We start from the raw sequence: 22,859 nt of genomic DNA, 5'->3' as shown, positions 1-22,859 counted from the left end.
CTCATCCGCTGCGGGCTTCACGCGCCAGGCCCCTGCAGGCCCGCCTCCTCCACCAGGTAGCGCTGCAGGAACTCCACCGCCACGCGCACCTTGGCCGAGCGGCTCAGGCGGCTGGGATAGACCGCCCAGACATTGGCCTCCTGGGTCCAGCCGGCCAGCACCGGCACCAGACGACCGTCGTCCAGCATGGGCTGCACATCCCAGATGGAGCGCAGGATGATGCCGTGGCCATCCACGGCCCATTGCACGGCCATCTCCCCGTTGTTGGTGGACAGCGGGCCGGTCACCTTCAGCGTGCGCTCCTCGGCACCGGCGCGCAGCTTCCACACGCCAAACGGGTGGTCGCGCTCCTTGATGACGAGGCAGTCGTGGGCCGGCAGCTCATCGATGCTGCGCAGTGCCCCGCGCCGCTGCAGATAGGCGGGTGCTGCGCAGAGCACGCGGTGGTTGGCCGCCAGCCGCCTGGCCAGCAGATGGGGGGCAATCTCGTCGCCCACCCGCACATCCAGATCGAACCCTTCGGCCGCCACGTCGACAATGCGGTCCAAGACTTCCAGCCGCACCTGCAGGCCGGGGTGCTGCGCGATCAGCCTGGAGCAGGCCGGCGCAATCACATTGCGGCCGAAGCCAAAGCTGCTGCTCACGCGCAGCAGACCACGCACTTCGGCGCGGGTGGTGCTCACATCCTGCACCAGATGGTCGATGTCATCCAGGATGCGCTGTGCCCATTGGAAGACGCGCTCACCTTCCTCCGTCACCGCCACGCGGCGGGTGGTACGGTGCAACAGCCTGACGGCCAGTTCTTGCTCCAGCAGGCGGATGCGCTTGCTCACATAGGCCGGCGAGGCCCCCAGCTCCTGCGCGGCCGCCACAAAGCTGGCGCGGCGCACCACGACCAGGAACACGCGCAGGTCTTCAGGCAGCAGGTTTTTAAACACGATATGTAAATAATCAAAGCACAAACAAAGGATTGGCTTCATTACATCATGGGTCAGAATCAGGCCCACGCACTTTGATGGAAAGCACGACCATGAGCATCCCCCCCAAGAAAATTGCCGTCATCGCCGGCGACGGCATCGGCAAGGAAGTCATGCCCGAAGGCCTGCGCGCGCTGGAAGCCGCGGCCGAGAAATTCCAGCTGCCGCTGGAATTCCACCACTTCGACTGGGCACACTGCGATTACTACGCGGCCCACGGCACGATGATGCCGGACGACTGGAAGGCCCAGCTCAGCGGCATGGACGCCATCTTCTTCGGCGCCGTGGGCTGGCCGGCCACCGTGCCCGACCATGTCTCCCTGTGGGGTTCGCTGCTCAAGTTCCGCCGCGAGTTCGACCAGTACATCAATCTGCGCCCGGTGCGCCTGTTCGAAGGCGTGCCCTGCCCGCTGGCCGGCCGCAAGCCCGGTGATATCGACTACTACGTGGTGCGCGAGAACACCGAGGGCGAGTACACCGCGCTGGGCGGCATCATGTTCGAAGGCACGGACCGCGAGATCTGCATCCAGGAATCGGTCTACAGCAAGCACGGCGCCCAGCGCCTGCTGAAATACGCGTTCGATCTGGCGCAGAGCCGCAGCAAAAAGCATGTGACCCTGGCCACCAAGAGCAATGGCATTGCCATCAGCATGCCGTGGTGGGACAGGCAGGCCGACGCCATGCACCAGGCCTACCCCGAAGTCACGCTGGACAAGCAGCACATCGACATCCTGACCGCGCGCTTTGTGCTGCAGCCGGGCCGCTTCGATGTGGTAGCGGCCACCAATCTGTTCGGCGACATCCTCTCCGACCTGGGCCCGGCTACCACCGGCACCATCGGCCTGGCTCCGTCGGCCAACCTGAACCCGGAGCGCAGCTTCCCGTCGCTGTTCGAGCCCGTACACGGTTCGGCCCCCGACATCTATGGCCAGAATATCGCCAACCCGATCGCCATGGTCTGGTCCGGCGCGCTAATGCTAGATTTCCTGGGCCACAGCGAGGGCAACTGGCGCGCCGCCCACGATGCCATCGTGGCGGCCATCGAAACCGTCATCAAGACCGGCCCCAAGACACCCGACCTGGGCGGCAGCGCCAACACCACGCAGGTGGGCGAGGCCATTGCAGCGCAGATTGCCCAGGGCTGATGCGCTGACAAAGGGGCGGCGGCGGTCAGCGCGGCCGTCCATCGGCATCGCCGGTCCTGCCTTTGGAACGGTTTTCCCGGCCTTTCAGACCGGAACCTTTGCGTTCCGGCCGCTCCGGCTCTAGAAAGCAGGTGGCCGCGTGCACAGCGACGGCTTCCTGCTTTTTCCTTTTCTGGAGCCGGTATGGACACAGACCAGCTGTTGCACTCCTTTCTGGAGGCGTCGCCCTGCACCCCTGCGCTGGGGGACAGCACGGCACGCAAGATTTTCTTTGCGGCCCTGGGCCAGCTCAGCGGCGGGGCCATCCGCGTCGCACCGCGCGACCCGGCTGCGCTGCACATCCTGAAGCAACTGCAGACCCACTACGCAGACCGGCTGCTGTTGCATGAGGTCTACAGCTTTGGCCTGGCCGCAGACCGGTTCAAGGAAGAATCCAAGCGCCACTGGCGCACCACCGGGCACCTGCTCACCTTGGACGGCACCCCCATCCTCGCAGTGCACTGCCACGAGGACGGTGAAGCCGCCGTGCAAGTGCTGCATCAGCCCGCGGTGGCGGCGCTGTGCAAGGTGGTCACCGACAGCCTGCATGCCATGCTCACCCGCCACATTGCGCAGCAGAACCCCAGCTTCAACGCGTCGGCCTTTTTCAGCGACTATCGCCGCGTGATGCCCCATGGTGGGGGGTTCTTTCAGCTGCACGCACCGCGCGAGCTGGACGACTTCAGCTCCGTCACCGACCGCTACCGCATGTACCTGCTGGGCAAGGAAGGCATGCCCACGCGCCTGAGCCGCTTTCTCGGCTGGAGCGCGGACAGCGGCACCCAGGCCCGCTTCGCCAGCGAGGCCGGCGAGGTGGAAGTGAATGCCCGCGACGTGCTGTTCTACGTGGGCGTGCAGGAGGACCGCCCGCGCCTGCTCAAGCTGGCCGAGCGGGCCGCACGCCCCACCTCCTGGGCGCTGCGCCAGCGCATCCACTATGTGCCGTTCGACGCCTCGCCCTACAGCGTGGTGCTGGAGCAGGCTTTTCACGGCCACCTGCGCCTGGAGGCCGTGTGGGCGTACTTTGTGAAAAAGGCCGACGCCGTGGCCTTCTGTGCGCATTTCCAGGGGCCACAGATGGGGCCGCTGGATGCGGTGGACCCCGCCACGCTGGCCGCGCTGGGCGTGACCCGGCTGGAAGGAGCGGCACTGGGCAAGCTGGACGGGCAAGCCCTGGCACCCGCCCCCCAGCCCCTGGTCTGGGGCAAAGCCTAGTCCCGCCCGCACCGGACTGCGGAGCGGCGGGCGCACCCGCATTCCCCCCCAGAGCCCGTAGCCCTTGACGCAAGGCCACACACAGTCCTGACAGCCCGGACGGCCCCACGTCAGCCTTGCTTGCGTGCCTCGTCGTCGTGGCGCGGCGGGGCAATGTGCTCGATATTGCCCAGCACCAGGGCCCGGCCGGCAAACATGCCTCCGGCGGTTTCCAGCGCAAAGCGTTCGGCATCGCGGCTGCGCACCTGTTCCAGCAGCAGGTCGGCCTCACCGTCGTCCACGCCGATCACCTTCAGCGTCTGGCGGGCCATCACCATGGCGGATTCAAAGGTCTCGCGCACCACATGGTCGGCATCCTGGCGCACCAGCTCCAGCGCATGTTCCCGGTCGAAGGCCCGCACCACCATTTGCACATGCGGGCATTCGCGCCGCACGTTCTCCACGATGCGGGTGGCCGCGGCCTTGTCGTCCACGCAGACGACGATGGCCTGGGCGTGCTTGGCCCCTGCCGCATGCAGGATGTCCGGCCGTGCACCGTCGCCGTAATAGACCTTGAAGCCATACAGCGCCGCCGCGCGGATGGTGTCCGGGTCGTTGTCGATGATGGACAGCTGCACCCCCTTGGCCAGCGGGCCCTGGCTGGCGATCTGCCCCACGCGGCCAAAGCCGATGATCAGCACGTTGCCCTGCAGGTCCTGCGGCGCTTCCACGCCGTCCAGCGACAGCGCATCGGCCCGCGCCCAGCGCTTGTACAGCACCACCACCAGGGGCGTGAGGGCCATTGACAGCACCACGATGGCTGTCATATTGGCGTTCACCTCGGCGTCCATGACGCGCAGCTTCAGCGCTTCGGTGAACAGCACGAACGCGAACTCGCCACCCTGCGCCATCAGGATGGCGCGGTCCATGGCCTCGGCATGCGGGCTTTTGGCAAAGCGCGCCACCAGATAGATGCACAGCGCCTTGCCTACCATCAGTGCCAGCACCCCGGCCACGATCAGTGGCCAGTTGCGCCCCACCACCTCCAGGTTCAGGGCCATGCCCACCCCCAGGAAGAACAGGCCCAGCAGCAGGCCGCGGAAGGGCTCGATATCGGCCTCGAGCTGGTGGCGGAAGCTGGATTCCGACAGCAGCACGCCGGCCACAAAGGCCCCCAACGCCATCGACAGACCGCCCCACTCCATCAGCAGCGCCGCCCCCAGCACCACCAGCAGCGCGGCGGCGGTCATCACCTCGCGTGCCTTGGCCCGGGCCAGCACCTGGAACATGGGATTCAGCAGCCAGCGGCCGGCGGCCACCAGCGCGCCCAGCGACAGCACGGCAACGCCGATGCGCTGCCACAGCGGCGAGGCCGATGCACTGGCGGCGGCCGCATCGGCCGGCGCCAGAAAGGCCACCACCGCCAGCAGCGGCACGATCAACAGATCCTCAAACAGCAGAATGGACACGATGCGCTGGCCCTGTGGCGCATGCAGATCGCCCCGTTCGGCCAGCACCTGCATCACGATGGCGGTGGACGTCAGCACAAAGCCCGCGCCGCTGACGAAGGCCACCTGCCACGGGAAGCCAAACGACACCCCCACCCCGGTCAGCAGCAGGGCCGACAGCACCACCTGCATGCTGCCCAGGCCGAAGATCTGCCCGCGCAGGCCCCACAGATGGGAGGGTTTCATCTCCAGCCCGATGACGAAGAGGAACATCACCACCCCGAGCTCAGCCACATGGATGATGGTCTGCGCATCGGTCAGCAGGCCCATGCCGAATGGGCCGATCACCAGACCGGCCGCCAGATAGCCCAGCACGGCGCCCAGCCCCAGGCGCTTGAACAGCGGCACACCGACGACGGCGGCCCCCAGCAAAGTCACGATTCCCACCAGTTGGCTGGTATTGCCGTCTGCGGCCATTGGCAGTTCCTTGTACGTGCATTCCGAATGCCACGGCAAGCGCGGCGGGGTCAGCGATGCTAACGCACATCCCATGCCATTTCGGCCGCTTCCGCGGGATGGCCATGCGGCAGAAATGCCCCGGCTGAGGCCCCTTCACCGGCGGCCTCAGAGCCCGGGCAGCAGCGGCTCAGAGCTGCGCCACGGGCGCCAAGGCCGGCGCTTCCGCCTGGCGCCGTATCAGCCACTGCTCCAGGTCCTGGGGCGACAGCGGACGCGAAAACAGAAAGCCCTGGGCCACCGGGTAGCCTTGTTCACGCAGCATCACGTTCTGGGTGGCGGTTTCCACCCCTTCGGCCACCACGGTCAGGTGCAGGCTTTTGCCGATACCCAGGATGGCGCTGCTCAGTGCGCGGGCAGCTTCGTCGTGCTCCAGGTCCGCCACAAAGCTGCGGTCGAGCTTCAGCTCGCTGACCGGCAGGCGGCGCAGATAGCTGAGGCTGGAATAGCCGGTGCCGAAGTCGTCCATGGACAGGCGCACGCCGTGCGCATGCACCTCGTCGATGGTCTTCATGGTGCTGGGGTTGGTGTCCAGCAGAATGCTTTCGGTCAGCTCCAGCGTCAGATCCTGGGGGGCCAGCGCATTGCGGTCCAGCGTGTCGGCAATCATGCGCGGCAGGTCCAGGTTGTGGAAGCTCGACGGCGAGAGGTTGACCGACACCGCCGGCACCGCCAGCCCCTGGGTGCGCCACTGCGCCAGCTGGCGGCAGGCCTCGCCCAGTGCCCAGCGGCCCAGATCCGCGATCAGACCGCACTCCTCCGCCAGCGGAATGAAACGGGCCGGCGACACCTCGCCCAGCTCCGCATGGGTCCAGCGGGCCAGGGCTTCCACGCCGTAGAGCTGGCCGCTGGCCATATCAATTTGCGGCTGGTAGTGCAGGCGCAGCCCGCCTTCCTGAAGCGCCTTGCGCAGTGCGGTCTCCAATGCCAGCCGCTCCTGGGCCAGGCGGTTCATCTCGCTGCTGAAGAAGCTGAAGCGGCCGCGGCCCTGGCTCTTGGCCTGGTACATGGCCATGTCGGCGCGGTGTACCAGCGTTTCCATATCGCGTCCGTCGGCCGGGAACATGGCGATGCCGATGCTGGCGGACACGGCCAGCGAGGTCTCGGCAATGGTCAGCGGTGCGGCCAGCAGCTCCTGCAGCCGCTCGATGGTGTTGGCGACATGCTCGGCGTCACACTGCGGCAGCACCGCCACAAACTCGTCACCCGACAGGCGCCCGGCAATGTCGGAGCCGCGCAGCACCTGCTGCACGCGGCTGGCGACATTGCGCAGCAGCTCATCGCCGGCCGGGTGGCCCAGGGAGTCATTGACCTGCTTGAAGCGGTCCAGATCGATGAACAGCACGGCCAGCTGTTCGTCGTTGCGTGCGGCCGAGGCAATGGCCTGGTCGGCCTTGGCCTGCAGCAGGCTGCGGTTGGGCAGGCCCGTCAAGCCATCATAGAACGCCAGCTGGCGGATGCGTGCGCGGGCATGTTCCCGCTCGAGCGCCAGCGCGCACAGTTGCGAGCAGGCATCCACCAGCTGCTGGTGAAAGGCCGACGAGGCATCGGTGCGGGGTTCACGGTAGTAGAAGGCAAAGGTGCCGATGGGATGGCCCTGGCTGTTGCGGATCGGGGTGGACCAGCAGGCGTGGTAGCCCAGCGGCAGGATCAGGTGCTTGTAGTTGCTCCACAGCGGATCCTGCGCGATGTCGTCCACCAGCACCGGCGCATTGCGCCATGCTGCCGTGCCGCAGGAGCCCACCTGGGGACCGATGGCCACGCCGTCGAGCTGCTGCGAATACGACGCTGGCAGGCTTAGGCCCGCCAGCGGGTGCATCAGGCCCTGCGCATCCACTTCCAGAATGGACGCCGTCACTTCCGGGGCGATGCGCTCCACCTCCTGGCAGACCATTTCCAGCACCTCGGCCAGCGGCCGCTCGCGGGCCATGGCTTCGAGCACCCGGTGCTGCAGCGCTTCGTGCATCTTGGAGCGGGTGATGTCGGTGAGCATGGACACCGTGTAGCGCCACTGCCCGTCGGCATCCAGAATCGGATTGCTGATGACCTTGGCCCAGTAGCGCTGGCCGTTCTTGCCAACCACGATCTCTTCGCGCCCCACCGGCCGGCCGGCACGCAGCTCGGTGCGGTAGATGTTGACGAATTCTTCCGACATCTGGGGCGCCAGCAGGGCGATCGGTGTGCGCCCGGCCACTTCTTCGGTGGTCCAGCCGAACATACGGGTAAAGCCGCCGTTGACGTGGAGGATGCAGGAAGCCCCGTCGCTGATGAGCACCGCCGTGTCGGAGGCGTCCGCCACCAGCGACAGGCGGCGCAAGTGCTCCTGCTGCGCCTGCTCGCGGGCATGGCGCGCCGTGATGTCGGTGGCGACCTTCAGGATCTGCAGCACCCGGCCCTGGGCATCCAGCACCGGCGAATAGGTGGCTTCCAGCCAGCAGCTGCTGCCGTCGCTGCGCAGGCGTTCCACTATGCCCGAATAGGCATGGCCCGCGCACAGACTGGACCAGATGGTCTCGTACTTGTCGCTGCCCAGCAGGGCGGGCGTGCAAAAGCTGCTGTGGCGGCGCCCCCGGGCCTGTGCCGCTGAGAGCCCCATCAGTTTCAGGTAATTGGCATTGGCATGGCACAAGGTGCCATCGACCTCGAACGCGGCTATGGCCATCACCCGGTCCAGGGCCTGCAACTGTGCCAGTTGCAGCGCCTGCGACAGTGCGCCGTGCGCAGCTCCCTCTTGCATGCTGATTCCTTTTGCTTCATCCGACGAATCGGTGGCGAGGCAACGGTCGGCAGCCCTCCTCTGCGTGGACCGGTGACTTTTTATATTGATCGCAATAATAATAAGGACGAACGCGATATTTACAAACTATATATCTGGTGTATTTCGCGCACCGGCGCCGCCCTGCTGCCGCCTGCAGACGACCGGCACGGCGTCCGCCACATGGACAGGCCGCAGCCGCCTGTCCATCTGTGAAAAGTAACCGCCCACCACAGCAGGAGCCACCAAGCCGACCCCCATGCCAGGAGTGCTGCACCCCATGGCCCCAAGCCACAGGGTTATCAGTTGCGTGTCAGCTTACTGACGATGCGGCCGCTCTTGCCGCGACCCCAGGCCGGAGGCGGCCTGTGCCGCCCGGCGCGCTCAGCGCCGCAGCCATTTCCCGCCGAACTGGTTGACCACCATGCCCAGCAGCACCCCGGCGGTCCCCAGCCACTGCAAGGCCGTGGGGAACTCCCCCAGCAGCAGCATGGCCGACAGCAGGCCGATCACCGGCACCAGCAGGGACAGCGGCGCCACGGTGCTGGCGGCATAGCGCTGCAGCAGGCGCGTCCACAGGCCATAGCCCAGCAGTGTGGAAAGGAAGGCCAGGTAGGCGATCACCCCCAGCTCCCGCACACCGATGGCCTGCAGCTGCTGCGCCACCTGGTCGGCGCCGTCCAGCCACAGCGACAGCAGCAGCAGCGGAACAATGGGAAACAGGCTGGTCCAGACGATGAAGGACACCGGCTCATACGGCCCCTGCTTGGCGGCCATGCGCGTGAGCAGATTGGAGCTGGCCCACATGGCAGCAGCCCCCACGGTGAAGAGAAAACCCAGCAGCGTCATCTGGCTGGCTCCGTCGCCATGGGCCGCGCCAATCAGCACCAGGCCGGCAATGGCCACCGTCAGGCCGATCCACTGCCAGCGCTGCGGCTTTTCGCCCAGCAGCGCAGCGGCCATCAGCATGGTGATGAAGGCCTGGGTCTGCAGCACCACAGAGGCCATGCCGGCCGGCATGCCCAGCTTCATGCCGGTGAACAGCAGGCCGAACTGCCCCACCCCTTGCACCAGGCCGTAGGCGGCCAGCAGCCCCCAGGACAGATTGCGCGGCGGGCGCACGAACAGCAGAAACGGCAGCGATGCCGCGACAAAGCGCAGCGCGCACAGCAGCAAGGGCGAGAGCGTGGCCAGGCCCCACTTCATCACCACAAAGTTCAGCCCCCAGACCACGATGACGATGAGAGCGCTGAGCCAGTCGGCGCGGGACATGCCCGCGGTGGCAGAAGGGGAGGCAGAAGTCATGAAGCTTTGTTGTTATGCGTGAATGGAAAGCAGCCGTTCAGTATCGCCCGACTGCGCCCGCCGTGCAGGCCAGATGGCATGCAGCAAATTGGATGCCACGGTGCCGCGTGGCCATGGCGGGTCCGCCGGGCTGTGTGCAAACCCCGGCCAGGCCCCCTGCGCGCTCGCCAGGCATGTGCGGGCCACGATGAAAAAAGCAGCCCGCAGGCTGCTTTCACGGAGACGGCCCTGTGCAGCGCTCAGCTGCCGGCCACCTTCATGCGGTTGATCAGGATGGAGCCCACGGTCTTGGCACCGTAGTTGTAGGCATCGGCGCCCACGGCTTCGATGCCCTGGTACATGTCCTTCAGGTTGCCGGCGATGGTGATCTCCTGCACCGGGAAGGCGATCTGGCCGTTTTCCACCCAGAAGCCGCTGGCGCCGCGCGAATAGTCGCCGGTCACGTAGTTCACGCCCTGGCCCATCAGCTCGATCACGAACAGGCCGGTGCCCAGCTTCTTCAGCATGGCGTCCAGGTCGTCGCCCGCGCGGGTCAGGCGCGAGGTCAGGCTCAGGTTGTGCGATCCGCCCGCATTGCCGGTGGTCTTCATGCCCAGCTTGCGTGCCGAGTAGCTGGACAGGAAATAGCCTTCCACCCGGCCGGCGTCCACCACCTTGCGCGCCTGCACCTTCACACCTTCGTCGTCATAGGGCGAGCTGCCCTTGCCGCGCAGGATGAAGGGGTCTTCCGCGATGTCGATGTGCTTGGGAAAAACCTTCTTGCCCAGGGAATCCAGCAAGAAGCTGCTCTTGCGGTAGAGCGTGCCGCCGCTGATGGCCTGCACAAAACCGCCCAGCAGGCCGGATGCCAGCGTGGACTCGAACAGCACCGGGCATTCGGTAGTGGGGATCTTGCGGCTGCCCAGGCGGCTCAGGGCGCGCTGGGCGGCATAGCGGCCCACGGCCTCGGGCGATGCCAGTTCCTTGGCATCGCGCATGGAGCTGTACCAGTAATCGCGCTGCATCTCGCCGTTCCGGCCGGGCAGCGAGGCAATCGGCGCCACCGACAGGCTGTGGCGCGAGCTGGCATAGCCGCCGCTGAAGCCCCGGGTGTGGGCACTGAAGAAATGGCTTTGCTGGGCCGAGACGCTGGCGCCTTCGCTGTTGGTGATGCGCTTGTGCGTGCCCAGGGCGGCCGCTTCGCATTCCAGGGCGATGCGTGCGGCTTCTTCGCTGCTCACGTCCCAGGGGAAGAACAGGTCCAGATCGCGGTGGGTGCCGGGCAGGGCAATGTCTTCGGCGTCGGGCAGACCGGCGGTCGGGTCTTCGGCCGTGAAGCGGGCGATGTCATAGGCGGCCTGCACCGTGCGCTTGACGGCTTCTTCCGAGAAGTCGGAGGTGCTGGCGTTGCCGCGGCGCTGGCCCACATAGACCGTCACGCCCAGCGACTTGTCGCGGTTGCGTTCCACCGTCTCCAGCTCGCCCTTGCGCACGCTCACGCTCAGGCCGCAGCCCTCGGAGGCATCGGCGCCGGCATCGGTGGCTCCCAGCTTTTTGGCATGTGCCAGCGCCTGGTCGACCAGGCCCTCAAAAAAGTCGCGGCGGTAGCTGAATCCGGAATCGGCCTGCACGCTGCTGGTGCTTGTGGAGCTGGGACGGGGTTTTTTCATAGCGGCAGCTATGATACTTGCCACTACGGCGCTCCCTGCGCCGCCAAGACAATTGCCCCCTCACCATGTCACGCAAACCCACCAAGGGCTACTTCGTACGAGGCAAGTTCGTCGCCGAAGGCAGCGAACTCGACCTTGAACTGAAGGCCGAACTCAAAGGCACTTGGGATTCCACCAAGACCGACCTCAAGCGCGAAAGCGATGCCCTCCAGGACCTGGGCAAGGAGCTGCTCACGCTGCGCCGCGGCCTGCTGGAGCGCCTGCAACTGCCCGACAAGCTGGTCGAAGCACTGGCCGAAGCGCTGCGCATCACCAACTTCGAAGGCAAGCGCCGCCAGATGCAGTTCATCGGCAAGCAGATGCGCAAGCTCGACGAGCAGCAGATCGCTGCCATCAAGGACGCGCTCAATGAACAACGCAACGGCGCCAGCATCGGCAAGCAGCAGACGCAGATTGCCGAGCACTGGCGCGACCGCCTGATCGAAAGCGACGACCACCTGGGCGTGTGGATGGACCAGTTCCCGGCCACCGACACCCAGCAGCTGCGCGCGCTGATGCGCCAGGCCCGCAAGGACGATGCCGCCGCCAAGGCCAAGGCCGCCGAGGCCGAAGCCAAGGGCCTGACGCCCCCGCCCGCTACCAAGGGCCGCGCCTACCGCGAACTGTTCCAGCTGGTGCGCTTCCACATCACCGGTGGTGAAGCTGCCGAAGGCGGTGACGCCGAGGACGATACCGATGAATGAGGAGGTGCGCCAGGCGCCTGCCGCCGATCCGGTGAAGATCGGCATTGTCTCCATCAGCGACCGCGCCAGCAGCGGGGTCTACGAGGACAAAGGCCTGCCGGCACTGCAGGACTGGCTGGGCCGTGCGCTGCACAACCCCATCACCTTCGCCGCGCGCCTGATCCCCGACGAGCAGGCCACCATCAGCCAGACCCTGGTGGAACTGGTGGATGCCGGCTGCAGCCTGGTGCTGACCACCGGCGGCACCGGCCCGGCGCTGCGCGATGTGACGCCCGAAGCCACGCTGGCCGTGGCCGACAAAGAAATGCCCGGCTTTGGCGAGCAGATGCGCCAAATCAGCCTGGCCTTTGTGCCCACGGCCATTCTCTCGCGCCAGGTGGCGGTGGTCCGCGGCAACTGCCTGATCATCAACCTGCCCGGCCAGCCCAAGGCGATCGCCGAGACGCTGGAAGGCCTGAAGGACGCCGAGGGCGTGCAGAAGGTGCATGGCATCTTTGCCGCCGTGCCCTATTGCATCGACCTGATTGGCGGCCCCTACCTGGAGACCCAGGACAGCGTCTGCAAGGCTTTCCGCCCCAAGAACGCGGTGCGCGTGCGCGCCGCCTGACTGCCTGACTCCGGCGCCGCGTGGCGCCGTGGCGGCCCTCGGCCACGCTTCCAGGGCCGCCCCACTCCCCGGGCGCCCTTCCCCCTGCCGCTCACGTGCCCCCGCTTGCGCACAGCCGGCCGCTTTACGCAGCGTTTACCGGCGGTGCCCAGCCACCTGCAGCGGTCTTGCGCGCCCGGCGCGCGGGCTGGTGCGTTTTCCCGTCCAATCCACCGCTGGCGCCACGCCAAGGCGCTGCCATCGCCAGTTATTCCAGAGCACCCAGCCCGGCTGTGGTGCCTGTCCCTGTTGCCGCTGCATGAAATCGTCCATCGCCCTGACCTTGCTGTTTGCCCTGTGCACCATGATCGGTCCACTGGGCATCGACACCTACCTGCCCTCGTTCCACGCCATCGCCCAGGAATTTGCCGTGGGCCCTGCGGCCGTGCAGCAGACGCTGAGCGCCTATGTGCTGGCCATGGCCATCACCATGCTGTTCTACGGCACGCTCAGCGACACCTTCGGCCGCCAGCGCGTGCTGCTGTGTGCGGCCATGGGCTTTGCCCTCACCTCCTGCGTGGCGGCCTTTGCCACCAGCATCGAGGCACTGATTGCCGTGCGCTTTGTCCAGGGCCTGACGGCCGGTGCCGGCATGGTGGTGGTGCGCGCCATGGTGCAGGACCGTTTCCAGGGCGCCGATGCCCAGCGCATGATGAGCATGGTCATGTTCTGCTTTGGCCTGGCCCCGGCGCTGGCGCCGATTTTCGGCGGCTGGCTGCAGACCCATGGCGGCTGGCGCGCAGCGTTCTTCTTTCTGTCCGGCTTTGGCGTGCTGCTGGCCCTGCTGTGCTGGCGTGCGCTGCCGGAAACCCTGGCGCCCGAAAAGCGCGTGCCGCTGAAGCTGCGGGTGATTGCCGGCAATTACCTGACCGCCCTGCGCAACGGCCGCTTTCGGCTGATGGTGCTGGGCCTGGCACTGATGGCCGGCGCCAATTCGGTCTACATCAGCTCGGCGGCGGAATTCATCCTGAACGTGCTGCACCTGGAGGAAACCTCGTTCGGCTGGCTGTTCATCCCGTTGATCGGCGGCTCCATGATCGGCTCGGCCCTGTCCGGCTCGCTGGCCAAGCGCATTCCCCCCCGCGTGCAAAAGGCCATGGGTTACACCTTTTTGCTGGCCGGCTGCGCCAGCAATGTGCTCTACAACGCCTTCACCGATGCGCCCGTGGTGCCCTGGGCCGTGCTGCCCATCACCTGCTACACGCTGGGCATTTCGCTGCTGATGCCCATCCTCACGCTGCAGGTGATGGGCATGTTCCCGCAGATGCGCGGCCTGGCCTCGTCGCTGCAGGGGTTCACGCAGATGAGCGTGTTCGCCACCATGGCCGGCGCCGTGGTACCCCACTTGTTTCACAGCGGCCTGGCCTTGGCGCTGGGCCAGGCCATCACCGTCTCGCTGGGGGCGCTGATCTGGTGGTGGGCCACGCGCACACCGGTCCCGCAGGCCGACCGCAGCCGCGTGGCCTGAGCGCCCTGCCTGCCGTGTCCACCGGCGCCACCGCCTGCATCGGCAGGGCCGGTTGGTGACCCGAGTTGGTGACCCGCGTTTGCCCCTCACGTCGGTGACCAGCGGCTGGCCTGACCTGGCAAGCCCGGAGTTTCCCCTGCGCACTTGCCCGCTATCCGGCCGCGGGCCGCAGTGCCAGCATGTGCAGTGCAGGTGGCGTTCAGCGCCACGGACCACAACATCTACAGGAGACACTCGCATGCGGCAGCAACTCACGCCCTTGGCCATGGCAATCTGTGCACTGGGCCTGGCCCACGGTGCGGCACAGGCCCAGTTCAAGGAACCGGCCACCGTCAAGATCGGCTTCATCACCGACATGTCCAGCCTCTACGCCGACGTGGAAGGCAAGCATGGCGCCACCGCCATCCAGATGGCGATCGATGACTTTGGCGGCAAGGTGCTGGGCAAGCCCATCGAGCTGATGACGGCCGACCACCAGAACAAGGCCGACATCGCCGCCAGCAAGGCACGCGAGTGGATCGACCAGCAGGACATCAGCCTGGTGTTTGGCGGCACCAACAGCGCCACGGCCCTGGCCATGGCCCAGGTGGCCGCCGAGAAGAAGCGCATCTTCGTGGACAACGGCGCCGGCAGCTCGGCCCTGACCAACGAGCAGTGCACGCCCTACACCGTGCACTATGCCTTTGACACCGTGGCCCTGGCCAAGGGCACGGGCCAGGCCGTGGTGGAAGCCGGCGGCAAGAGCTGGTTCTTCCTGACCGCCGACTATGCCTTCGGCCACGCGCTGGAAGCCGACACCACCAAGATCGTTCAGGCCAACGGCGGCAAGGTGCTGGGAGCCGTCAAGACGCCGCTGAACGCCAGCGACTTCTCCAGCTTCATGCTGCAGGCACAGAACAGCAAGGCGCAGATCCTGGGCCTGGCGAATGCAGGTGGCGACACCGTCAACTCCATCAAGGCCGCCAAGGAATTCGGCGTCACCAAGAGCATGAAGCTGGCCGGCCTGCTGGTGTTCTTCAGCGACATCCACAGCCTGGGGGTGAAGAACACCGAAGGCATGCAGTTCACCGCCCCCTGGTACTGGGACATGAACGCCGAGTCGCGCAAGTTTGCCGACAAGTTCATGGCCAAGACCAAGCGCCGCCCCAGCGAGATCCAGGCCGCCGACTATTCCGCCACCATGACCTGGCTGCAGGCCGTGCAGCGCGCCGGCACGCTGGAGGCCGACAAGGTGATGGCCGAATGGAAGGGCAAGCCCATCAAGGACTTCTTCGGTGAAGGTGTGATCCGCCCCGATGGCCGCTACGCCCACGACATGTACCTGATGGAAGTGAAGTCCCCCGCCGAATCCAAGGGCACCTGGGACTACTACAAGATCATCAAGAAACTGCCCGCCGACCAGGTGTGGACCACCAAGGCCGAGAGCAAGTGCCAGTACTGGAAATGAGCTGAGTCGGCGACAGGCAGCCACCCCGGTGGCTGCCTAGAATGCACGGGCTGCACCCTTGCGGGTGTCAGCCTGTGTTTGTTTCTGCCTGCCGAACTGCCATGGACATCCGCCTGCTTGCCGCCACCGACGCCCCTGCGCTCTGGGATTTTGAAACCGCCCACCGCGCCTATTTCGAGCAATGGGTGCAGGCCCGGTCTGCGCGCTTTTACACCGCCGAAGGTTTTGCCGAGGAAATGGAAGCCTCGCTGCAGCGCCAGCAGCAGGACCAGGCTTTCCACTACCTGATGTGGGAGGGCCAGCGCCTAGCCGGCCGCATCAACCTGACCCAGGTGCGGCGTCCCTATTTCCACAGCGCCGCCCTGGGCTACCGCGTGGCACCGGATTGCGGCGGGCGCGGCCTGGCCAGCCAGGCCGTGGCCGCCGTGCTGCACCAGGCGTTCACCACGCACGGTCTGCAGCGCATCGAGGCCATTGCCCGCCCGGAAAACCCGGCCTCCGTGCGGGTGCTGTGCAAGCAGGGCTTTGTCCAGTTCGGCCATTCGCGCCGCAGCATGGAGCTGAACGGCCAATGGTTTGACCTGCTGCACTTCGAGGCGCACCGCCCGCAGTAAGGCAGACGCGGCGGCGGGACGACGCCCGCATTCGGCGCGGGGTTGAAAAGATTTTTTCAACCCCGCGCCGCCCACCGTTTGTACACCGGCAGCTGCATGCAGCCGCTGCGGTTCCCGGTCAGGGCCAGGGCCCGGCAGGCGCAGGGCCTACGCAGGCGCCGGGCCGCACGGCTTACCGCGCCGTGGTGTCCGAGGCAATGGGGATGTAGAAATCCCCGCCAGCCTGGTTGAACTCCATCGCCTTGGCCTGCATGCCCACGGCAATGCCCTGCTCGGCCGCCACGCCTTGCTGCTTGGCGAAGTCACGCACTTCCTGGGTGATCTTCATGGAGCAGAACTTGGGGCCGCACATGCTGCAGAAATGCGCCACCTTGGCGCTGTCCTTGGGCAGGGTTTCGTCGTGGAAGGCGCGCGCGGTGTCGGGGTCCAGACCCAGGTTGAACTGGTCTTCCCAGCGGAAGTCGAAACGCGCCTGGCTCAGTGCATCGTCGCGCGAACGTGCGCCCGGGTGCCCCTTGGCCACATCGGCGGCGTGGGCCGCGATCTTGTACGCGATGATGCCCTGCTTGACGTCGTCCCGGTCGGGCAGACCCAGGTGTTCCTTGGGCGTGACGTAGCACAGCATGGCCGTGCCCATCCAGCCGATCATGGCCGCACCGATGGCGCTGGCGATATGGTCGTAGCCGGGCGCGATGTCGATGGTCAGCGGGCCCAGCGTGTAGAACGGCGCTTCATGGCAGTGCTTGAGCTGCTCCGTCATGTTCTGCTGGATCATGTGCATGGGCACATGGCCGGGGCCTTCAATCATGGTCTGCACATCGTGCTTCCAGGCAGTCTGGGTCAGCTCGCCCAGCGTGTGCAGTTCGGCAAACTGGGCTTCGTCGTTGGCGTCGCTGGCGCAACCGGGGCGCAGGCCGTCGCCCAGCGAGAAGCTCACGTCGTACTGCTTCATGATGTCGCAGATGTCTTCGAAATGCTCGTACAGGAAGCTCTCGCGGTGGTGGGCCATGCACCACTTGGCCATGATGGAGCCGCCGCGCGACACGATGCCGGTGCGGCGCTGCGCCGTCAGGTGGATATAGGCCAGGCGCACGCCCGCGTGGATGGTGAAGTAGTCCACGCCCTGCTCGGCCTGTTCCACCAGGGTGTCGCGGAAGATTTCCCAGGTCAGGTCTTCGGCGATACCGCCGACTTTCTCCAGCGCCTGGTAGATGGGCACGGTGCCGATGGGCACGGGCGAATTGCGCACAATCCAGTCGCGCGTGGTGTGGATGTTTCGGCCGGTGGACAGGTCCATCACGTTGTCCGCACCCCAGCGGATGGCCCAGACCAGTTTTTCGACCTCTTCCTCGATGCTGGAGGTGACGGCCGAGTTGCCGATGTTGGCGTTGATCTTGACCTTGAAATTGCGACCGATGGCCATCGGCTCGATTTCGGGGTGGTTGATGTTGGCGGGAATGATGGCGCGGCCGCGGGCCACTTCGTCGCGCACGAATTCGGGGGTGATGATCTTGGGAATGGCGGCGCCCAGGCTGTTGCCGGCCAGGCGGGCTTCCCGCGCAGCATCCTGCTGGTACTGCGCCATCCATTCGCGGCGGCCGTTTTCACGCAGCGCCACGTATTCCATCTCGGGGGTGATGATGCCGCGCTTGGCGTAATGCATCTGGGTCACATTGGCACCGCTCTTGGCGCGGCGCGGCTGGCGCTGCAGCGCGGCGGCTTCGGCACGCAGCTGGGCCACGCGAGCGTCTTCCTCGCCGCGCTTGCCGCCATCGTCCAGTGCCACGCGCTGGCGACCCACATAGAACTCGCTGTCGCCCCGCGCTTCGATCCAGCTGCCGCGCACGCTGGCCAGCCCCTGGTGCACGTCGATCTGCGCCGCCGGGTCGGTGTAGGGGCCGGAGGTGTCGTAGACGCTGACCTGTTCACCATTGGTCAGTGCGATATCGCGCACCGGCACGCGCAGGCCGGGGTGGATGGCACCGCTCAGATAGCTCTTGGTGGATGCCGGAAACGGCTGGCGCGACTGGGCCAGCAGCTCGGCAAAGCGGGCGGTGTCGGGGGCATCGCCCGAGAAGTTGGACGCGGGGGGGGTGAAGATGGCATCAGGGGCGTTCATCGCGGTCTCCATAAAGCGGTTGAAATGCATCAAACGCTCCGTGGAGTGCCGGCCCCGCTCTGATGGCGCCGGGGATGGTCCTGTCCTGGTCCATCCACCAACCGCCTTGCACCTGGCTGTACCGTCCCACTGGTGGCCCATTGGGGTGGTGCATCCACCGGAATCGGGTGATTCCGGCCAGGGCTGGTGCGCGCTGTGGACCGTCCAGAAAAGACAAAACCCCAGTGCGCGAGGCGCCTGGGGTTTGCTGTGCCTGTGGACGGGCTGCGTGGCGTGTGCGTTCGCACCCCCGCCTTCGCGCCTGCCTGTCCATGGCCCTGCATCAGGGTCCCGCTCTTCTTCCGCCGGTATGAACCGGATCAAGTTCGTCGGGTTCGCAGACCGCTGTTGTCACAGCAGCCCGCATCTCAGCGCTTTCGCACACCCCGGAGCAGCCGCGAGTATAGGCCAGCACAGCGCGAATGCCACCATTTTGCGGTTCCCATTGGGTTATGTGTTTCCCCAGTATGGGGCGGGGTGCACCGCAGCACCCCGGGGCGAGTACCCCGGTCACCCGGCTGCGGTGTATGTCAGCGCCTCACACCGCAATGGCGGTGGCCGAGCCTGCCAGCTTGCGCAGCTCGAACTTCTGGATCTTGCCGGTGCTGGTCTTGGGCAGCTCGCCGAACACGATGGCGCGTGGCACCTTGTAGCCGGCCAGGTGCTGCTTGCAATGGGTGATGATGTCGGCCTCGGTCACCGTGGCGCCGGCCTTGATTTCCAGGAAGGCGCAGGGCGTCTCGCCCCACTTGGCATCGGGCTTGGCCACCACGGCCGCAGCCAGCACGGCAGGATGGCGGTACAGCACGTCTTCGACCTCGATGGACGAGATGTTCTCGCCGCCGGAGATGATGATGTCCTTGCTGCGGTCCTTGATCTTGATGTAGCCGTCCGGGTACTGCACCGCCAGGTCACCGCTGTGGAACCAGCCGCCACGGAAGGCTTCGTCCGTGGCCTGCGGGTTCTTCAGATAGCCCTTCATGGCGATATTGCCCTTGAACATGATCTCGCCCATGGTCTCGCCGTCGTGCGGCACGGGCTGCATGGTTTCGGGGTCCAGCACCTGGGCATCGCGCTGCAGATGGTAGCGCACGCCCTGGCGGGCATTCAGGCGGGCACGCTCGCCGATGTCGAGTTGGTCCCATTCCGCATGCTGGGCGCAGACGGTGGCCGGGCCGTAGGTTTCGGTCAGGCCGTAGACATGGGTCAGATCGAAGCCCATGGCTTCCATGCCTTCGATCATCGAGGCAGGGGGCGCGGCGCCGGCCACCATGGCCTTGACGCCGGCAGGCACGCCTTGCTTCATCGCCGCCGGGGCATTCACCAGCAGCGACTGCACGATGGGCGCGCCGCAGTAATGGGTGACGCCGTGGTTGCGGATGGCGTCGAAAATATTCTGCGGATCGACGCGGCGCAGGCAGACATTGACACCTGCGCGCGCGGCCACGGTCCAGGGGAAGCACCAGCCGTTGCAGTGGAACATCGGCAGCGTCCACAGGTAGACCGCATGCTTGGGCATGTCCCATTCCAGCACATTGCTGATGGCGTTGATGGCCGCACCGCGGTGGTGGTAGACCACGCCCTTGGGGTTGCCGGTGGTGCCGCTGGTGTAGTTCAGCGCAATCGCATCCCACTCGTCAGCGGGCAGCTCCCAGGCGAAATCCGGATCGCCCTGGGCGACAAAATCGTCGTAGGTGGTGTTGCCCAGCGGCACGGCGGCGTCGCCGTACAGCGCGTCTTCCACACGGATCACTGTCAGCGGGGCGGTGGACTTGCGCAGCGGCAGCGCCTTGGCCATCAGGGCGGTGAATTCCGGGTCCACGATCAGCACCTTGGCTTCGCCGTGGTCCAGCATGAAGGCCAGGGTCTCCGCATCCAGGCGGGTGTTGAGGGTGTTGAGCACGGCGCCGGACATGGGCACGCCAAAGTGGGCCTCCACCATCGGCGGGGTGTTGGGCAGCATCACGGCCACGGTGTCGTTCTTGCCCACGCCGGCCTGGTGCAGCGCACTGGCCAGCTGACGGCAGCGACGGTAGGTCTGTCCCCAGGTCTGGCGCAGATCCCCGTGCACGATGGCCAGGCGGTCCGGGTAGACGCTGGCGGTGCGCTCCAGAAAGCTCAGCGGGCTGAGGGGCGCAAAGTTGGCCGCATTGCGGTCCAGGTGCTCGTTGTACTTGCTCATGAAATGTCTCCGAAGCGTGTCTTTTTGTGCATTTTGCGCCAACGCCACAACACAGGCTTACAGCCCCTGGCTGCACTCATGCATTCCCAGGCCTCAGCCCGCATGCCACGGACGTGCCCCGCCGCACTTTTGATACTGCGCAATACCACCCGTCAGGTGATGCGGTGCAATGGTTACGCCATCTGGACTGAGTCCAAACCACGCAGAGGATGACGTGGCCGTACCGGCAGGTGGCGGGTGTGCCGCCTTGGCTGCGCACCAGGCATTCACCACACAAGCGTTTGGAAGCACACAATGAAAACCACCCTCCGACCCCTCGTTGCAGCCCTGGCCGCCGCGGCCGCCTTCCTGGCACTGCCCGCCCATGCACAAGGCGCGCAGGAACCCATCCAGCCCATCGCGCCTGCCGTGGTCAAGAACCCGGCCATGGTGGAACTGGGCAAGAAACTGTGGTTCGATCCCCGCCTGTCCAAGTCGGGCTTCATCTCTTGCAACAGCTGCCACAATCTGTCCATGGGTGGCAGCGACAACCTGAAGACCTCCATCGGTCACAACTGGCAGGAAGGCCCCATCAACTCGCCCACGGTGCTGAACTCCAGCATGAACGTGGCCCAGTTCTGGGACGGCCGTGCCGGCAACCTGAAGGAGCAGGCCGGCGGCCCCATCGCCAACCCGGGCGAAATGGCCTTCACCCACGAGCTGGCCGTGGACATGCTGAACTCCATTCCCGGCTACCAGGCAGAGTTCAAGAAGGTGTTCAGCAAGCAGAAGATCGACATCGACCAGGTGACCGATGCCATTGCGGCGTTCGAGGAAACCCTGGTCACGCCCAACTCGCGCTTTGACAAGTGGCTCAAGGGCGATGCCAACGCCATCACCAAGACCGAACTGGAAGGCTACAAGCTGTTCCGTGACAGCGGCTGCGTGGCCTGCCACAACGGTGCGGCCGTGGGCGGCAATTCCTTCCAGCGCATGGGTCTGGTCGAAGCCTACAAGACCAGCAACCCGGCCGAAGGCCGTGCCGCAGTGACCGGTAAGGACGCCGACCGCTTCAACTTCAAGGTGCCCACCCTGCGCAACGTGGAACTGACCTACCCCTACTTCCACGATGGTGCGGCCGACACCCTGGGCCAGGCCGTGGACACCATGGGCCGCGTGCAGCTGGGCAAGAACTTCACCAAGGAAGAGAACGCCAAGATCGTGGCCTTCCTGAAGACCCTGACCGGCGACCAGCCCCAGATCGGCATGCCGGTGCTGCCGCCCTCGAGCGACGCCACCCCGCGCCCCACGCCCTTCGACAAGAAGAAGTGACCGCAACCCGGATACCGACCTGTTAGCTCCGCCCCGCCATAGCCCGCGCTGCGGCAGGGCCTTTCCTCGCGCACCCGGTGTTTTGCCGGGTGCGCTTTTTTTCATCACAATAGCGACCCTGACCTTGATTGCCCGACTGCGACCCGCCATGCCCCCGCGCACCACCGCCACCACTGCTGCCACCCGCCTTGCCCCCGTGCGCGCGCGCCGTCCGCGGGCGCTGGCCGCGCAGGTCCCGCAGCAGGCACAGGACGCACAGCTGGCAGAGCGCCTGCGCCAGGCAGGCCTGCAGCCCACCCGCCAGCGTCTGGCCATGGCCCGGGTGCTGCTGGGTGCGCCGGTGCACATGCATGCCGAGCAGGTGCTGCAGGCGGCACGCCAGCACTACCCCAGCCTGTCACGCGCCACGGTCTACGCCAGCCTGCCGCTGTTTGCCGAGCGCGGCCTGCTGCGCGCCCTGCCGCTGGGGCTGGAGCACACGGTCTATGACTCCAGCACCGAAGTCCACCCCCACCTGCTGATCGAAGACAGCGGCGAGGTTCTGGACCTGCCGCCCGACTGCATCCGCTGGGATGCGCTACCGCCCCTGGCCCCGGGCCTGGAGGTGGCCGCCATCGACATGGTGGTGCGCGTGCGCCGCACTGCGGCTGCGCCAGACGCAGCCGCCAGCGCGGCCTGATCGTCCCGCAGGCCCGCGCTCCGCGCGCCTGTGCGTTCACGCTCCGCCGCACCGGCTCTCACACCCGCCCGGCGCTGCCGCTCCGCTGGTGGCATGGCACGCCTGTGCCGCCGCCACGGCCTGGCGCTGGCCCGGCCCCCTGCGCGGTGGTGGCCGGGTCGCCGTGCGGGCATGCCCCTCTGCGGCCGGCATGCGGCCATGCAATTTCTGCACAAAATGATGCCGAACGCATACACATTGCCCCCATGCAGCAGTCTATTTTTGTGCACATTCCGGATCGCACCGCGGTGGCAACCGGTCCCACAAAACTGCAACCTACCCCAATGAATCAATCAGTTAGCAGCATCCACATCCCTACTAGCACCATTCCAGAGATTGCACAAACTTACGTCTTATATAAGACATAAATTACACAAATAGCGATTTGTGCGTTTTCCTCCCTACAATGCCGCCATGGGTTGTGCAGACCCCGCCCGCAAGGGCAGTCGGCACCGTCCTTTGCATCCTGTGCATCAATGAGGAAACGCCCTGGCATGTACCAGGGCGGAGGAGACTGGCCCGCATCCACCGATGCGGGCCTTTT

The 22,859-nt window shown here is 66.2% G+C and carries 16 protein-coding genes and 1 riboswitch; of the genes, 9 read left to right on the top strand and 7 right to left on the bottom strand.

Annotation, left to right across the window (positions count from 1 at the left end; all coding sequences use genetic code 11):
• Positions 1–17 precede the first annotated feature (17 nt).
• Positions 18–938 carry a LysR substrate-binding domain-containing protein gene (locus KW830_RS16355; RefSeq protein ID WP_227657915.1) on the bottom strand — a complete coding sequence of 307 codons (921 nt, stop codon included), beginning with the start codon at positions 936–938 and terminating at the stop codon, positions 18–20.
• A 92-nt stretch (positions 939–1,030) separates the two neighbouring features.
• Between KW830_RS16355 and KW830_RS16350 the strand changes: the two genes are divergently transcribed.
• Together KW830_RS16350 and KW830_RS16345 are read left to right on the top strand one after the other, a co-directional pair.
• A complete protein-coding gene (locus KW830_RS16350; protein ID WP_098066235.1) occupies positions 1,031–2,122 on the top strand; it encodes a tartrate dehydrogenase in 1,092 nt (363 codons plus the stop codon).
• A 183-nt stretch (positions 2,123–2,305) separates the two neighbouring features.
• Complete coding sequence (locus KW830_RS16345; protein WP_218333741.1) at positions 2,306–3,376, top strand: hypothetical protein; 1,071 nt, start codon at positions 2,306–2,308, stop codon at positions 3,374–3,376.
• 110 nt (positions 3,377–3,486) lie between these two features.
• Here the strand turns inward: KW830_RS16345 and KW830_RS16340 are convergent, their stop codons facing one another.
• The 4 genes from KW830_RS16340 to pmbA all read right to left on the bottom strand — a co-directional run bounded on the left by KW830_RS16340 (position 3,487) and on the right by pmbA (position 11,028).
• Positions 3,487–5,280, bottom strand: a complete 1,794-nt coding sequence (locus KW830_RS16340) for a monovalent cation:proton antiporter-2 (CPA2) family protein (protein WP_066536359.1) — start codon at positions 5,278–5,280, stop codon at positions 3,487–3,489.
• 169 nt (positions 5,281–5,449) lie between these two features.
• A complete protein-coding gene (locus KW830_RS16335; RefSeq protein WP_218333740.1) occupies positions 5,450–8,056 on the bottom strand; it encodes a GGDEF and EAL domain-containing protein in 2,607 nt (868 codons plus the stop codon).
• A 402-nt stretch (positions 8,057–8,458) separates the two neighbouring features.
• Entirely contained in the window at positions 8,459–9,379 is a 921-nt protein-coding gene (locus KW830_RS16330) for an EamA family transporter (RefSeq protein WP_066536361.1), read from the bottom strand.
• Positions 9,380–9,618: 239 nt separating this feature from the next.
• Positions 9,619–11,028, bottom strand: coding sequence for a metalloprotease PmbA (gene pmbA / locus KW830_RS16325; protein WP_066536363.1), 1,410 nt, complete (start codon positions 11,026–11,028; stop codon positions 9,619–9,621).
• Between the two features lie 65 nt (positions 11,029–11,093).
• On the opposite strand from pmbA, the gene yjgA reads away from it, so the two are divergent.
• The 5 genes from yjgA (at position 11,094) to KW830_RS16300 (ending at position 15,946) form a co-directional block, all read left to right on the top strand.
• Positions 11,094–11,771: a ribosome biogenesis factor YjgA gene (yjgA, locus tag KW830_RS16320; RefSeq protein WP_218333739.1), complete on the top strand. Its 678-nt coding sequence runs from the start codon at positions 11,094–11,096 to the stop codon at positions 11,769–11,771.
• Positions 11,764–12,378, top strand: a complete 615-nt coding sequence (gene mog, locus KW830_RS16315) for a molybdopterin adenylyltransferase (protein ID WP_218333738.1) — start codon at positions 11,764–11,766, stop codon at positions 12,376–12,378. Before yjgA ends, mog begins: the two co-directional genes overlap by 8 nt.
• Positions 12,379–12,676: 298 nt before the next feature.
• Entirely contained in the window at positions 12,677–13,885 is a 1,209-nt protein-coding gene (locus KW830_RS16310; protein WP_066536370.1) for a multidrug effflux MFS transporter, read from the top strand.
• Positions 13,886–14,123: 238 nt separating this feature from the next.
• Positions 14,124–15,332, top strand: a complete 1,209-nt coding sequence (locus tag KW830_RS16305; RefSeq protein ID WP_066536372.1) for an ABC transporter substrate-binding protein — start codon at positions 14,124–14,126, stop codon at positions 15,330–15,332.
• Positions 15,333–15,433: 101 nt separating this feature from the next.
• Positions 15,434–15,946 (top strand): GNAT family N-acetyltransferase, encoded by a 513-nt coding sequence (locus tag KW830_RS16300; RefSeq protein ID WP_066536373.1) that lies wholly within the window; start codon positions 15,434–15,436, stop codon positions 15,944–15,946.
• Between the two features lie 172 nt (positions 15,947–16,118).
• Here KW830_RS16300 and thiC read toward each other — a convergent pair whose 3' ends face one another.
• Entirely contained in the window at positions 16,119–18,065 is a 1,947-nt protein-coding gene (gene thiC, locus KW830_RS16295; RefSeq protein ID WP_255578479.1) for a phosphomethylpyrimidine synthase ThiC, read from the bottom strand.
• A gap of 319 nt (positions 18,066–18,384) precedes the next feature.
• Positions 18,385–18,503: riboswitch (TPP riboswitch) on the bottom strand.
• Positions 18,504–18,642: 139 nt separating this feature from the next.
• Positions 18,643–20,286, bottom strand: coding sequence for an acyl-CoA synthetase (locus KW830_RS16290; RefSeq protein WP_066536376.1), 1,644 nt, complete (start codon positions 20,284–20,286; stop codon positions 18,643–18,645).
• 294 nt (positions 20,287–20,580) lie between these two features.
• Here KW830_RS16290 and KW830_RS16285 point away from each other — a divergent pair, with 294 nt between their 5' ends.
• On the top strand, positions 20,581–21,597 hold the full coding sequence (locus tag KW830_RS16285) for a cytochrome-c peroxidase (protein ID WP_218333737.1): 1,017 nt from the start codon (positions 20,581–20,583) through the stop codon (positions 21,595–21,597).
• A gap of 148 nt (positions 21,598–21,745) precedes the next feature.
• Positions 21,746–22,276, top strand: a complete 531-nt coding sequence (locus tag KW830_RS16280; protein ID WP_218333736.1) for a Fur family transcriptional regulator — start codon at positions 21,746–21,748, stop codon at positions 22,274–22,276.
• Positions 22,277–22,859 lie beyond the last annotated feature (583 nt).

Source organism: Comamonas sp. CMM03, from assembly GCF_019218715.1.
GTDB classification, from domain to species: Bacteria; Pseudomonadota; Gammaproteobacteria; order Burkholderiales; family Burkholderiaceae_C; genus Comamonas; species Comamonas terrigena.
Note: the sequence above shows the minus strand (reverse complement) of the source record. Positions and strands in the feature narration are given on the sequence as shown.